Origin of the sequence: Micromonospora sp. NPDC000663, assembly GCF_042898105.1 — a bacterium.
Lineage (GTDB): Bacteria > Actinomycetota > Actinomycetes > Mycobacteriales > Micromonosporaceae > Micromonospora.
This window is the reverse complement of sequence record NZ_JBIAYR010000015.1, coordinates 93,628-107,788: the sequence shown is the minus strand read 5'-3', so window position 1 is coordinate 107,788 and position 14,161 is coordinate 93,628. Positions and strand designations below refer to the sequence as shown.

The following is a 14,161-nucleotide window of genomic DNA, read 5'->3' as shown; positions in this document are numbered from 1 at the left end:
ACTGCACTCGTGAGGGTGTGGGAGAGTAGGACGCCGCCGGACAATCATTCCAGAACGGGTCACCCTCACGGGTGACCCGTTCTGCGTTTCCCGCATCCATTCCGCAGCCCGGCCCGCGGCACCGGCACGCCGACGGCTCGGCGTGTTCAGCCGCGGGTCTGCATGCCGACACGCAGGTCGCGCATCAGGGTGCCCGCGTCGGCGACCGAACGCCCCGGGAACATCGCCATCACGACGCTGCCGTGGTCGGCCCAGCCACACACGGCGAAGTCACCGCCCTCGCCGCTGGTGCTGCCGCACTTGAGCACACCGCCCAGGTCACCCGCGGACATCTCGCGCAGGCCGGTCACCGCACCGGTCTCGTCGGACATCAGGCCGAAGAGGCTGTCCAGGTCGCGTTCCGGCTGCCACAGCAGGGTCGTGCCCCCGAAGATCAGGACGGACCGCTTCTCGTCGGACGGGTCGCGGTAGACCGTCCCGAAGCTGCTGTCCAGCTCGATGTCGGCGGCCAGACCGCTACGCAGGTAGTCGGCAGTGCTCTTCGCCCGCTCACTGTCGTCCCGGGACAGGCCCGCCACCCGATCAGGTGAGGTCAGCTCCGTGTCCTTCTGCTGCGCCACCCGCCATCCGGCGACACCCAGCACACCGGCGCCCGCCAGACCGACCACGAGGGCCGCCGCCCACACGATCCGGCGTCGCCGGGACCAGCCACCCGGCCGCTCGTCGGGATCGCCCCCGGAGTCGCGGGTGCTGAGCCGGATCGGCTCGTCGGTCAACTCGACTGGCTCGCGGCCGTCGAGCGACCGTTCGGTGAGATGTGCGTCGGACATAGCCGACACCGTACGCGAACGGCAGGTGGCGCACGTCAGGTCCGCCGAAGCTCTCCGTAGACTTGTCCGGTGACCGAGAGACTGGATGCCCGACGCCCCGACGCCCCGACCCTTGCCGGCCAGTACCAGCCCGGCGAGGTAGAGCAGCGACGGTACGAGCAGTGGGTAGCCGGCGGGCACTTCCGGGCCTCCGCCGACAGCGACAAGCCCCCCTTCACCATCGTCATCCCGCCGCCGAACGTCACCGGGTCGCTGCACATGGGCCACGCGTTCGAGCACACGCTGATGGACGCGCTGACCAGGCGTAAGCGGATGCAGGGCTTCGAGGCGCTGTGGCTGCCCGGCATGGACCACGCCGGCATCGCCACCCAGAACCTGGTGGAGCGGCAGCTCGCCGCCGAGGGTCTGTCCCGGCACGATCTCGGCCGGGAGAAGTTCGTCGAGCGGGTCTGGCAGTGGAAGGCCGAGTCCGGCGGCGCCATCCTCGGCCAGATGCGCCGCCTCGGCGACTCCGTCGACTGGGACCGCGAGCGCTTCACCATGGACGAGGGGCTGAGCCGCGCCGTCCAGACCATCTTCAAGAAGCTCTTCGACGACGGCCTCATCTACCGGGCCAACCGGATCATCAACTGGTGCCCGCGCTGCCTCACGGCGCTCTCCGACATCGAGGTCGAGCACACCGACGACGACGGTGAGCTGATCTCGATCCGCTACAGCGACGAGGTCGTCGTGGCCACCACCCGGGCCGAGACGATGCTCGGCGACACAGCGGTGGCGGTGCACCCCGACGACGAGCGCTACCAGCACCTCATCGGCACCGAGGTCGAGCTGCCGCTGACCGGCCGCCGGATCCCGATCGTCGCCGACGCGCACGTCGACCCGTCCTTCGGCACCGGCATGGTCAAGGTGACGCCGGCGCACGACCCGAACGACTTCGAGATCGGCCAGCGGCACGACCTGCCCGCGCTGACCGTGATGGACGAGCGCGGTGTGATCACCGTGCCCGGCCCGTTCGAGGGACTGGACCGGTTCGAGGCGCGGCCCGCGATCGTGGCCGCGCTGCGCGAGCAGGGCCTCATCGTCGCCGAGAAGCGGCCGTACGTGCACGCGGTCGGGCACTGCTCACGGTGCAAGACGACTGTCGAGCCCCGGCTGTCGTTGCAGTGGTTCGTCAACACCGCCCCGCTCGCGCAGGCCGCCGGCGACGCGGTGCGCGACGGCCGGGTGCGCATCGAGCCGGCCGAGTTGGCCAAGCGCTACTTCGCCTGGGTCGACAACATGCACGACTGGTGCATCTCCCGCCAGCTGTGGTGGGGCCACCGCATCCCGGTCTGGTACGGGCCGGAGGGTGAGATCGTCTGCGTCGGCCCCGACGAGGCGCCGCCGACCGGCGAGGGCTGGCACCAGGACGAGGACGTCCTGGACACCTGGTTCTCCAGCGGCCTGTGGCCGTTCTCCACCCTCGGCTGGCCCGAGCAGACCCCGGACCTGGCGAAGTTCTACCCGACAAGCGTGCTGGTCACCGGGTACGACATCCTGTTCTTCTGGGTCGCCCGGATGATGATGTTCGGCCTCTACGCGATGGACGGGCGGCCGCCCTTCGACGTGGTGGCGCTGCACGGCATGGTGCGCGACCAGTTCGGCAAGAAGATGTCGAAGTCGTTCGGCAACGTGGTCGACCCGCTTGACTGGATCGACAGGTACGGCGCCGACGCCACCCGGTTCACCCTGGCCCGGGGCGCGAACCCCGGTCAGGACGTCCCGGTCAGCGAGGAGTGGTGCCAGGGCTCGCGCAACTTCTGCAACAAGCTCTGGAACGCCACCCGCTTCGCCCTGATGAACGGCGCGCACACCACCGGCGACCTGCCCCCGGCCGAGCAGCTCTCCACAGTCGACAGGTGGATCCTGTCCCGGCTGGCGCACGTCACCGCCGAGGTCGACGAGCAGTTCGAGGCGTACGAGTTCGCCAAGGTCTGCGACCTGCTGTACCACTTCGCCTGGGACGATGTCTGCGACTGGTACGTCGAGCTGAGCAAGCCGGTGCTCGCCGAGGGCGGCGAGCGGGCGGAGGCCAGCCGCCGGGTGCTCGGGCACGTGCTCGATCAGCTGCTGCGACTGCTGCACCCGGTCATCCCGTTCGTCACCGAGGAGTTGTGGCTCGCGCTGACCGGCGGCGAGACGGTGCAGGCGGTCGCCTGGCCGGTGGCCGACCGCTCGCTTATCGACGACGCCGCCGAGGCCGAGATGGTAGGTGTGCAGCGGGTGGTCACCGAGATCCGCCGGTTCCGTTCCGACCAGGGGCTGCGCCCGACGCAGCGGGTGGCAGCCCGCCTTGACGGGCTGTCCGGAGCGGGCATCGCGGCCCACGAGCCGCTGATCCGTTCGCTGGTCCGGCTGGACCCGGCCGGTGACGACTTCCAGGCCAGCGCCACGCTGACCATGCCTGGCGCGGTCGGTGTCGCGTTGGACACCCGGGGGTCGATCGACGTGGCCGCCGAGCGGGCCCGGCTGACCAAGGACCGCACGGCAGCCGAGAAGGAGGTCGCGCAGGCCCGGGCGAAGCTCGACAACCCGGCCTTCATCGGCAAGGCCCCCGAGCCGGTGGTCGCGAAGATTCGTGACCGGCTCGCCACCGCCGAGGCCGACCTGGTCCGGATCAACGCTGCTCTGGAGACACTGCCCTCGTGACCGACCGTACCGATTTCGCCGCCGTCGAGGCCGAGCTGAACGCCCGTGGCTTCACCCGCATGGTCTTCGAGCTGGACCGCATCGAGTCGCTGCTCGACCTGCTCGGCAGTCCGCAGCGGGCGTACCCCTCGATCCACCTGACCGGCACCAACGGCAAGACATCCACCGCGCGGATGATCGACTCCCTGCTGCGGGCGTTCGGGCTGCACACCGGCCGGTACACCAGCCCGCACCTGGAGACCGTGCGGGAACGGATCAGCCTGGACGGGGAGCCGGTCAGCGAGGAGCGGTTCGCGGCGGTGTACCGGGAGATCAAGCCGCTCGCCGAGCTGGTCGACGCGCGGTCGGACGAGCCGCTCACGTACTTCGACATGACCACCGCGCTCGCGTTCGCCACGTTCGCCGACGCGCCTGTCGACATCGCGGTGGTCGAGGTGGGCCTGGGGGGCGCCGAGGACGCCACGAACGTCATCCAGGCCGGGGTCTGTGTGATCACCCCGATCGGGTTGGACCACACCGAGTGGCTCGGTGACACGCTCCAGGACATCGCGCTGGCCAAGGCCGGGATCATCCACCAGGGCGCCACGGTGATCGCCGCGGCGCAGGAGGAGGAGGCCGCGCGACCGCTGCTCGAACGCTGCGCCGAGGTGGGCGCCACCATCGCCCGGGAGGGCGCCGAGTTCGGCGTGCTGCGCCGGGCGGTCGCCGTCGGCGGCCAGGTGCTCAGCCTCCAGGGTCTGGGCGGTGTCTACGAGGACGTGTTCGTCCCGCTGCACGGCGCGCACCAGGCGCAGAACGCGGCGGTGGCGCTGGCCGCGGTGGAGGCGTTCCTGGGCGCCGGGACCAGGCGGCAGCTGGACATCGAGGCGGTCCGCGAGGGCTTCGCCTCGGCCAGCTCTCCCGGGCGGCTGGAGCGGGTGCGCAGCGCCCCGACCGTCCTGCTGGACGGCGCGCACAACCCGCACGGGATGGCGGCCACCGTCTCCGCGTTGCAGGAGGAGTTCGCGTTCAGCAAGCTCGTCGCGGTGGTCGGTGTGCTCGCCGACAAGGACGCGTCAAGCCTGCTGGAGCTGCTGGAGCCGGTTGCCGACGTGGTGGTGGTGACCCGCAACAGCTCGCCGCGGGCCATGCCGACGGCGGAACTCGCCGCCCTGGCCGGGGAGATCTTCGGCGAGGAGCGGGTGGAGTCGGCGGACGAGATGCCCGACGCGATCGAGTTGGCGGTGGCGCTCGCCGAGGAGGACGTCCCCGGCGAGCTGAGTGGTGTCGGGGTGCTGGTCACGGGGTCGGTGGTGACGGTGGCCGACGCCCGTCGCCTGCTGAAGCGATGACCGGCCCGGAGCAGCCGCGCCGGTCCGGGCTGCGCGACCCGCAGCGGGCGGTACGCGGACTGGGCGCCGGGACGCTCGCCCTGGAGGCGCTGGTGCTGCTGCTGGCGATCCAGCCGATCCGTGTGGTCGGCGGCGACCTGAGTGGCGGCGCGATCGCTGCCGTGGTGGCACTGGCGGTGGCCGCCATCCTGATCGCCGGCATGATGCGCCGCCCCTGGGCGTGGCACGCCGGCACAGTGCTCCAGGGCTTTCTGCTGCTGTCCGGCCTGCTGCACTGGTCGCTGTTCGCGCTTGGTGTCATCTTCGCCCTGGTGTGGGCGTACGCGGTGCACGTCCGCCGGGTCATCCTCGGCTGACGGTCAGGCGTCGGCCCGTTCACGCCACTGGGTGAGGGCGATGCCGTGGCCGTCCGGGTCCCGGAAGGCCGCCGCCCACACCTCCAGCCTGCTGCCCCGGTTGACGACGCGTGGGGCGTACGTGAAGCGGACGCCGGACCCGCGCAGCCGCTCGTACGCCGCCTCGATGTCGTCCACCTCGAGGTTGACGTGGACGAGTCGACGGCTGATCGGTGCTGCCCCGGTGACCTCGCGCAACACCAGCCGGGTCGTGCCGGAGGCGAGCACGGCGTTGCCCGCTCCCTGGTCGACCTCGGTGAAGCCGAGCATGTCGCGGTAGAAGTCGAGCGACCGGGACAGGTCGGTGACCAGCAGGGTCAGCCCCACCCCGCTGATCGGGCCGGCCGGGTCGGCCGTGGCGCCCCCGTCGAACCCGAAGATCGCCTCGTCGAGTTCCTCGGCGCTGACGGTAGCGCTCCCCGTCGTGGTGGTGGCGGGATCGTCCAGGGGCAGGTCGAGCGGGTCCAGTGGGTCGGTGGCGGCGGACCGCTGGGTGGGGGCCGGGTCGAACCGGTGCGCGGTGGGCGGGTCGAGGTGGGGCTCGGTAGCCGGTACGGGCTGGTCCGCCTCCGCCGGGTCGAAGCGTTCGGCATCGGGTTGGTCGAAGCGCTCCTCGGCGGGCGGGCGCGGCGCCGGGGTGGCCCGCCGGGGCAGCCCGCTGCCCGACGACGACTGGCCGGCGGCGGGTTGTTCGACGACGACGCCCTCCAGGACCACCGGGCCACCGGGGCTCTGGTGCATCACCACCGGCTCGCGTCCCTCCGGGTCGACGCCCGGATCGTCGCGCAGGGGATCGGGTCGCGGGGGGTCGGCGCGCAGCGGGTCGGGGCCGAGCGGGTCACGGAAGTCGTCGTCGGGCGCGCGGTCGGCCCACGGCGGGGCGTCCTGCTGGATCAGCATCTCGTCCAGGGGCTCCGCCTCGGCGAACTCCGGGGGGAGGTCGGCGACTGCCGCGGCGGTCTCGGCGTGCGTCGGCACCTCGTCCCACAGGACCTTGACGTGCCGTTGGTCGTCCAGGGCGACCCGGATCGGCAGGGTCTGGCCCAGCGACGGCCACTTGGAGACAGGCACCCGCGGCTCGATGATCTTCTTCGAGCGGGGCGGCAGGCCGGGGGCGTCGATCACCAGTTGCAGCTCGCAGCGGCCGAACGCGTACTGGGTGGGTGGCTCCGAGGCGCTGTGTACGTGGCCCACACCGACCACCCAGGTGCGCCCACCGCCGCGTACGGTGGCCAGCGCGATCGCCAGCACCAGCAGGGCGACCCCGATCGCCACGATCGGCCAGCTCGTCATGCCGAGGCCGAAGAGGACCACGAACGTGGCCACGGTGCCCAGCACCGCGCCGATCAGCTTGCGTACCGGCGCGATGGGTCGGTTCCCGCCATTCGCCACAGTGGACCTCCCGGGGGTCAGGGCCAGGCTAGGCCGGAACGGCCACCGGGCGAAAGACCGGCCGCCGCGCCGGCGCCGGGACCGGGTCGCTAGGCTGACCGTACCGATCCCGAGTGTCAAGCGCGTACAGGAGGAACCCAGCGTGTCCAGCAACAGCCCGGATGAGCGCAGCCTCGTTCTGATCAAGCCCGACGCGGTTCGCCGCGGCCTGGTCGGCGAGGTCCTCTCCCGCTTCGAGCGCAAGGGGCTGCGGATCGACGCGATGGTGTACCGGACGATGGACGCGGCGCTCGCCGACGCGCACTACGCCGAGCACGTCGACAAGGCGTTCTACCCGCCGTTGAAGGACTTCATGACCGGCGGCCCGCTGGTCGCCCTGGTGCTCTCCGGTGACCAGGTCATCGAGGTGGTCCGTGGGCTGGTCGGGGCGACCGACGGTCGCAAGGCCGCCGCCGGCACCATCCGGGGCGACCTGTCGCTGTCCAACCGGGAGAACCTGGTGCACGCCTCCGACTCGACGGACAGCGCGAAGCGCGAGATCGCGCTCTGGTTCCCCGAGCTGGGCTGACGCTCCCCGTTCAGCTGGCCGCGGGCACCTTCGTCGGATTGCCGACCACGTAGATCCCGGTGATCCGACCATCCGCCGCGGCGATGGTGAGGGCGTACGTGTTGCCGTCCTGACCGGTCATCAGGGCGGCCGGTTCCCCGTTCAGCTCCACCCGGCGCATCGTCCAGTCGCGGTCCGGACCGTAGATCCCGGCGAAGAAGCGGGCCACCCGGTCCGCGCCGAAGACGGGGTTGCGGGCCGCGCGTACCCGACCGCCACCGTCGTTCCAGGCTGTGGCGTCCGAGGCGACCAGGCCGGTGAGCGTCGCCAGGTCGCCGTCGCGGGCGGCGGCCAGGAACGCGTCGAGCAGCCGCTCCCGCTCCGACCGGCTGGCCGTGAACCGCCGCTGCTCCTGCCGTACCCGGGTCACCGCTCGGTGGTGCAGTTGCCGGCAGTCCTGGGGGGTCCGGTCCAGGATCTCCGCGATCTCCGCGTACGGCAGCTCGAAGGCGGTGTGCAGGACGTACACGGCCCGTTCCGGCGGGGTGAGCCGCTCCAGCACGTGCAGCAGCGCGGTGGAGAGCGAGTCGCGCAGTTCGGCGCGGTCCAGCGGCCCGAACGGCGAGGGCTCGGTCGGCACCGGCTCGGGAAGCCACGTGCCGACGTACGTCTCGCGGGCTGCCTGCCGCGACCGCAGCCGGTCCAGGGCCAGCCGGGTGACCACCCGGGACAGGTACCGGCGTGGCTCGTCGACAGTCGATCGGTCCACCCGCAGCCAGCGCAGGTACGCCTCCTGGAGCACGTCCTCGGCGTCGTGCCGGCTGCCCAGCAGGCGGTAGGCGAGCCCGAGCAGCATCGGCCGGTGCGCCTGGAGCGCACCGGCCGCCTCTGCCGCCTCGGTGGTCATGCGTGGGCCGGAGGCTCCAGACGCATGGTCACTCCGATCCGGTTCCACACGTTGATTGTGGCAATGGCCAGGACCAGGTCGGCGAGTTCCTTCTCCGACCAGACCTTCGCGGCGGCGTCCCACACCTCGTCCGGCACGCCGTGCTCGCCGAGCTTGGTGACCGCGTCGGTGAGCGCCAGCGCGGCCCGTTCCCGCTCGTCGAAGAACGGCGCCTCCCGCCAGGCCGCCACCGCGAAGAGCCGACGGCTCGACTCGCCGGCGTCGAGCGCCTCGTGGCTGTGCATGTCGACGCAGAACGCACACCCGTTGATCATCGACGCCCGCAGCTTGACCAGCTCCAGCACGGTGTGGTCGACGTTCGCCCGGACGTACTTCTCCAGCCCCAGCACGGCCTGGTATCCCTGTGGCGCGACCTCTGCCGCGTTCATCCGCTGCACGATGTTCCTCCCCTGATCGGTTCGACACCGTCACGACGGATCAGCGGGGGCACGACGTGACAGCCAGGGCTGTGACGCCGGTCATGCCGGTCGGGATAGGGAGGAAACATGAACGATCCCCCCCCGCTGGACCACGCTCCCCGCGCCCTGACCCCGACCTGCCAGCGTCGTTCGGTCCGGGCAGGCCGGACAGCTCCCCGTTGCCGACCGCCAGGTCGACGCCGCGGACCGCCCGGACCTCCCGACGCTGGGCTCGCGACCCATCTCCCTCGGCCGCGCGGTACGTGCGACGCACTCGATCGCATGCTCGCGACCTGCAGGCTAGGAGTGACCGGGACCTGTGGGAAACGGATTCGGATCGAGCCGAATGCTCAGGCCGAGACGCTCGCCGGCTCGTCACCGACGAGCTGCACAAGTGCCAGGCCGGCAGGTTCCAGGCCGTACAACACCCGGCGGCCCACCCGGCGGCGGTGCACCACGCCGGCGGCCAGCAGCGCGGAGAGCTGCTCCGACACGGTGCTCGGGGCGAGCCCCAGGGTGGCCGCGAGGCCGGCGGTGGTGGCCGGGCGTACCAGCGCCCGCAGCACCTGGGCACGACCTCGGCCGACCAGCACCGCCAACCGATCCGTGGCCGGCGCCGTCCGGCCCGCCGAGGCGGGTCCACCCTCGGCGAGCACCGCAGCCCCGCGCGCCTGGTAGGAGACGGCGATGATCTCCGGATGGTCGGTGGCGCAGACAAGCGCTCCCTGCGAGAAGATCAGTGGGATCAGCAGCAGCCGCTGGTCCACCGCCACGAACTCCTGCTCCGACGGCTTCACCAACGTCAGCACAGGCTTGTCCCAGCGCACCCGCTCGTGCAGGTCGGACAGCAGCGCGTCCGGACCGTACGCGGCGAGCGCCCGCGCCCGGTGCAGCACCTCCTCGTCCAGCGCCGCCTGCATCGCCGGCCACCACGGCGCGACGGCCGCGTCCCAGTACGCCTCGATGCCGTCGGCGAGCCGGTCCAGGGCGGCCCGTCGGTCCGTGACGAACGGGCCGAGCCACTCCGGCAGGTCGTCCGGGTCGTGGTAGCGGGGGATCTGCTCGGCGATCACCTCGGCCGGCGTCGCGCGCAGCTCGGCGAGCTGTTCGGCAAGGGTCGGCGCGGCCGACGTGGGGATCGGACTGAGAAAATCCGGTGCGGGTAGGCAGACGGTCAGCAGCCGGGCCGACGCGGCCGCCGGCACCTCGTCGAGCACCCGCCGTGCGTGCCGTGCCCAGTCGGTGTACGGCCAGGGCACCTCTGTCGGGTGGCGGTTCAGCACGAACAGGCTGGTCAGGACCTCCCAGAGCGGGCTGGTGGCGATCCGGGTGCGGGACAGCGTCGGTTCGTCCAACTCGATCCGGATCACCCGGCCAGCCTAGGCGCCGGCGCGCGCATTACTCGGCGGCGGGGTGGGGGGCGGGTCTTGTATCGTTGAGCACCGTAAGGCGATGACCCGGCCATCACCGGTGAGCCTCCGGAAGAACAGCCGGGCAACCGGCCCAGTAGAACCGGACGGGTGCGGCCCGTCACAGCCGGCAATGAGCGGGCGGTCGATCCTGACCGCCAAGCGGGGTGGTACCGCGGACCACCCGGGAGCGCCGTCGCGAGGCGTAACCCGGAAGGTTCGTCCTCGCAGACCCACGTTGAGTGAGCTGCGCGAGGAGAGCGACCCCGATGGCCTATCCGTTGCACGACCCGACCGCCGCCGGTGTCCCGGCGAGCCCGGACCTGCCCGCGGTCGAGCGCCGGGTGCTGGAGCACTGGACGGCCGACAAGACCTTCGAGGCTTCCGTCGAGGCCCGTCCGGCCGGCGACGACGGCAAGAACGAGTACGTCTTCTACGACGGTCCGCCGTTCGCCAACGGGCTGCCGCACTACGGCCACCTCTTCACCGGGTACGTCAAGGACGTGGTGCCCCGCTACCAGACGATGCGCGGGCGGCACGTCGAGCGGCGCTTCGGCTGGGACTGCCACGGTCTGCCCGCCGAGGTGGTCGCGGAGAAGCAGCTCGGCATCACCAGCAAGGCGGAGATCCTCGACCTCGGGGTGGCCCGGTTCAACGAGGCCTGCCGCACCTCGGTGCTGGAGTTCACCCAGGACTGGGAGCGGTACATCAACCGGCAGGCACGCTGGGTCGACTTCACGAACGACTACAAGACGCTCGACCTGGACTACATGGAAAGCGTCATGTGGGCCTTCAAGACCCTGCACGACAAGGGTCTGATCTACGAGGGCTTCCGGGTGCTGGCGTACTGCTGGCGCTGCGAGACGCCGCTGTCGAACACCGAGACCCGGATGGACGACGTCTACCGGGACCGGCACGACCCGACGCTGACCGTCTGGTTCGGTCTGACCGCCGACGAGAACGCGCCGGAGCTGCTGCGCGGGCCGGTCCGGCTGGGCGTCTGGACCACCACGCCGTGGACCCTGCCGTCGAACCTGGCGCTCGCCGTCGGGCCCGACATCGAGTACGCGGTGCTGGAGCGCGACGGCGAACGGTACGTGGTGGGCGCCGCCCGGCTCGGCGCGTACGCCAAGGAGCTGGACGGATTCGAGCAGGTCGGCACGGTGTACGGCCGCGACCTGGTCGGACGCCGCTACACGCCGCTGTTCGACTTCCTCGTCGAGCAGGCCGGGGAGAACGCGTACCAGGTGCTCGGCGCGGAGTTCGTCACCACCGAGGACGGCACCGGGATCGTCCACCTCGCCCCGGCCTTCGGTGAGGACGACCAGAACGTCTGCAACGCCGCGGGCATCCCGACGATCGTCACTGTCGACGACCACACCCGGTTCACCGCGCTGGTCCCGCCGTACCAGGGTGAGCAGGTCTTCGACGTCAACAAGCCGGTGATCCGGGAGCTGAAGGAGCGGGGTGTGGTGCTGCGGCAGGACACCTACACCCACTCGTACCCGCACTGCTGGCGCTGCGACACCCCGCTCGTCTACAAGGCGGTGTCGTCGTGGTTCGTCGCGGTGACGAAGTTCCGGGACCGGATGGTCGAACTCAACCAGCAGATCAACTGGACGCCTGCGCACATCAAGGACGGCTCGTTCGGCAAGTGGCTGGCCAACGCCCGGGACTGGTCGATCAGCCGGAACCGGTTCTGGGGCTCGCCGATCCCGGTGTGGAAGTCCGACGACCCGAACTACCCGCGCCTGGACGTCTACGGCTCCCTCGCGGACATCGAACGGGACTTCGGCGTACGCCTGACCGACCTGCACCGGCCCGAGGTGGACGACCTGGTCCGCCCCAACCCGGACGACCCGAGCGGCCAGTCGATGATGCGCCGGGTGCCGGAGGTGCTGGACTGCTGGTTCGAGTCCGGGTCGATGCCGTTCGCCCAGGTGCACTACCCGTTCGAGAACGCGGACTGGTTCGAGCACCACTACCCGGGTGACTTCATCGTCGAGTACATCGGGCAGACCCGCGGCTGGTTCTACACGATGCACGTGCTGGCCACCGCGCTGTTCGACAGGCCGGCGTTCCGCAACTGCCTGAGCCACGGCATCCTGCTCGGCTCGGACGGGCGCAAGATGTCCAAGAGCCTGCGCAACTACCCGGACGTCTACCACGTCTTCGACGCGTACGGCTCGGACGCGATGCGCTGGATGCTGATGTCCTCGCCGGTGCTGCGTGGCGGTGACATGGCGGTCACCGAGACGCTCGTCCGGGACTCCGTGCGGCAGGTCCTGCTGCCGCTGTGGAACGTCTGGTACTTCTTCTCGCTCTACGCCAACGCAGACGGGTACCCGGCGCGGCGGCGCACGGACTCGACGCACCTGCTCGACAGGTACGTGCTGGCCAAGACGAACGAGCTGGTGTCGACTGTCGGCGCGCAGATGGACGCGTACGACATCTCCGGCGCGTGCGCCACCGTCCGGTCCTTCCTGGACGCGCTCACCAACTGGTACGTGCGCCGGTCCCGGGACCGGTTCTGGTCCGGGGACGCCGACGCGTTCGACACCCTGTCGACGGTGCTGGAGACGCTCTGCCGGGTGGTGGCGCCGCTGGCACCGCTGACCGCCGAGGAGATCTGGCGCGGGCTGACCGGGGAGCGTTCGGTGCACCTGACCGACTGGCCGTCGGCGGAGGAGTTCCCGGCCGACCACGACCTCGTCGCGGCGATGGACAACGTGCGGGCGGTCGCCTCGGCGGCGCTGTCGCTGCGCAAGGCCAAGGGTCTGCGGGTGCGGCTGCCGCTGTCGACGTTGACCGTGGCCTCGCCGGCGGCGGAGCAGTTGCGCCCGTTCGCCGACCTGGTCGCCGACGAGGTAAACGTGAAGGCCGTGGAGTTCAGCGCGGAGCTGTCCGCGTACTGCCAGCAGGTGTTGACAGTGGTGCCCCGGGCGCTCGGCCCGCGGGTCGGCAAGCAGGTCCAGCAGGTGATCAAGGCGGTCAAGGCGGGCGACTGGGAGCTGGTCGACGGCGCCCCGGTGGCCGCCGGCGTCACCCTGGCCGAGGGCGAGTACGAGTTGCGCCTGGTCGCGGCCGACGCCGAGCACTCCGCGCCGCTGCCCGGCGGTGAGGGTGTGGTCGTCCTGGACACCGAGGTCACCCCGGAGCTGGCCGCCGAAGGGCTGGCCCGCGACGTGGTACGGGTCGTGCAGCAGGCCCGCCGCGACGCCGACCTGGACGTCTCGGACCGGATCGTGGTATCGGTGTCGGCCTCGGAGGAGGTGCGCGCGGCGGTGGCGGCGTACATCGACTTCGTGTCCGGCGAGGTCCTGGCCGACTCGGTGGACTTCGCCGAGGGCCTCGACGGCTTCGCCGGCGAGGTGGGCGAGGGCGAGCGGGTGACCGTGACCGTCCGTCGTTCGTAAGCGTGCGTACGGACGCCTCCACACCTCCGTCGGCGGAGTGTGGAGGCGTCCGCTACGGTGACACCGCCTGCTCGCACCTCATCTGCCGGAGGACCAGTGCCCCTGCTCTACACCATCGGCAAGCTGACCGTGGCGCCCACGCTGCGGGTGGCGTTCCGCCCGACCGTGGAGGGTCTGGAACACGTGCCGGAGACCGGCGGCGCGATCTTCGCCGGCAACCACCTATCGGTGGCCGACGAACTGTTCCTCGGCACCGTTGTGCCCCGACACCTGGCCTTCTGGGCGAAGTCGGAGTATTTCAAGGGCACCGGTGTGAAGGGCGCGATCTCCAAGTTCGTCCTCACCGGCCTGGGCGCCATTCCTGTCGAACGGGCCGGTGGGCGCGCCGCGCTGTCCGCGTTCGACGCGGCGATCCCGGCGCTCAAGGGCGGTGACCTGGTGGTGGTCTACCCGGAGGGCACCCGCTCCCCGGACGGCAAGCTCTACCGGGGTCGTACCGGGGCGGTCCGGCTGGCCATCTCCGCCGGTGTGCCGATCATCCCGGTCGGCATGATCGGCACGGACAAGGCGCAACCGATCGGCGCCCGCGTGCCCCGCCCCGGCGCTGCCAAGATCACCGTCCGGTTCGGCAAGCCGTTGGACTTCACCGGCCGGCCGGACGACCGCGCGTCGCTGCGGCAGATGACCGACGAGTTGATGAGCGAGATCCAGAAGCTCACCGGCCAGGAGTACGTGCCCCGCTACGCCCCGCCGCGCGCCCACCCGGACCCCACCCGCGAGGCCTGACC

At 71.3% G+C, this 14,161-nt stretch carries 11 protein-coding genes; 6 read left to right on the top strand and 5 right to left on the bottom strand.

Annotated features, from left to right (window positions below; genetic code table 11):
• Window positions 1-146: 146 nt before the first annotated feature.
• Window positions 147-830 carry a hypothetical protein gene (locus ACFY1S_RS28700; RefSeq protein ID WP_387123950.1) on the bottom strand — a complete coding sequence of 228 codons (684 nt, stop codon included), beginning with the start codon at window positions 828-830 and terminating at the stop codon, window positions 147-149.
• A 69-nt stretch (window positions 831-899) separates the two neighbouring features.
• On the opposite strand from ACFY1S_RS28700, the gene ACFY1S_RS28695 reads away from it, so the two are divergent.
• The 3 genes from ACFY1S_RS28695 to ACFY1S_RS28685 are packed head-to-tail and all read left to right on the top strand — an operon-like array spanning window position 900 to window position 5,205.
• Window positions 900-3,518 (top strand): valine--tRNA ligase, encoded by a 2,619-nt coding sequence (locus tag ACFY1S_RS28695; RefSeq protein ID WP_387123948.1) that lies wholly within the window; start codon window positions 900-902, stop codon window positions 3,516-3,518.
• On the top strand, window positions 3,515-4,849 hold the full coding sequence (locus ACFY1S_RS28690; protein WP_387123946.1) for a bifunctional folylpolyglutamate synthase/dihydrofolate synthase: 1,335 nt from the start codon (window positions 3,515-3,517) through the stop codon (window positions 4,847-4,849). Before ACFY1S_RS28695 ends, ACFY1S_RS28690 begins: the two co-directional genes overlap by 4 nt.
• Entirely contained in the window at window positions 4,846-5,205 is a 360-nt protein-coding gene (locus ACFY1S_RS28685) for a DUF4233 domain-containing protein (protein ID WP_387123944.1), read from the top strand. Before ACFY1S_RS28690 ends, ACFY1S_RS28685 begins: the two co-directional genes overlap by 4 nt.
• 3 nt (window positions 5,206-5,208) lie before the next feature.
• On the opposite strand, the gene ACFY1S_RS28680 is transcribed toward ACFY1S_RS28685, so the two are convergent.
• Complete coding sequence (locus ACFY1S_RS28680) at window positions 5,209-6,636, bottom strand: VOC family protein (protein ID WP_387123942.1); 1,428 nt, start codon at window positions 6,634-6,636, stop codon at window positions 5,209-5,211.
• 142 nt (window positions 6,637-6,778) lie between these two features.
• On the opposite strand from ACFY1S_RS28680, the gene ndk reads away from it, so the two are divergent.
• On the top strand, window positions 6,779-7,204 hold the full coding sequence (ndk, locus tag ACFY1S_RS28675; protein WP_387123940.1) for a nucleoside-diphosphate kinase: 426 nt from the start codon (window positions 6,779-6,781) through the stop codon (window positions 7,202-7,204).
• 10 nt (window positions 7,205-7,214) lie between these two features.
• On the opposite strand, the gene sigJ is transcribed toward ndk, so the two are convergent.
• From sigJ to ACFY1S_RS28660, 3 genes are all read right to left on the bottom strand, one after another.
• On the bottom strand, window positions 7,215-8,090 hold the full coding sequence (gene sigJ, locus ACFY1S_RS28670; RefSeq protein WP_387123938.1) for an RNA polymerase sigma factor SigJ: 876 nt from the start codon (window positions 8,088-8,090) through the stop codon (window positions 7,215-7,217).
• Window positions 8,087-8,518 (bottom strand): carboxymuconolactone decarboxylase family protein, encoded by a 432-nt coding sequence (locus tag ACFY1S_RS28665; protein WP_387123936.1) that lies wholly within the window; start codon window positions 8,516-8,518, stop codon window positions 8,087-8,089. The genes sigJ and ACFY1S_RS28665 overlap by 4 nt, the downstream gene beginning before the upstream one ends.
• 380 nt (window positions 8,519-8,898) lie before the next feature.
• A complete protein-coding gene (locus ACFY1S_RS28660; RefSeq protein ID WP_387123935.1) occupies window positions 8,899-9,918 on the bottom strand; it encodes an ArsR family transcriptional regulator in 1,020 nt (339 codons plus the stop codon).
• Window positions 9,919-10,226: 308 nt separating this feature from the next.
• On the opposite strand from ACFY1S_RS28660, the gene ileS reads away from it, so the two are divergent.
• Window positions 10,227-13,373 carry an isoleucine--tRNA ligase gene (gene ileS, locus ACFY1S_RS28655; RefSeq protein WP_387123933.1) on the top strand — a complete coding sequence of 1,049 codons (3,147 nt, stop codon included), beginning with the start codon at window positions 10,227-10,229 and terminating at the stop codon, window positions 13,371-13,373.
• Window positions 13,374-13,469: 96 nt separating this feature from the next.
• Window positions 13,470-14,159: a lysophospholipid acyltransferase family protein gene (locus ACFY1S_RS28650; RefSeq protein WP_387123931.1), complete on the top strand. Its 690-nt coding sequence runs from the start codon at window positions 13,470-13,472 to the stop codon at window positions 14,157-14,159.
• The last annotated feature ends 2 nt before the right edge of the window (window positions 14,160-14,161 follow it).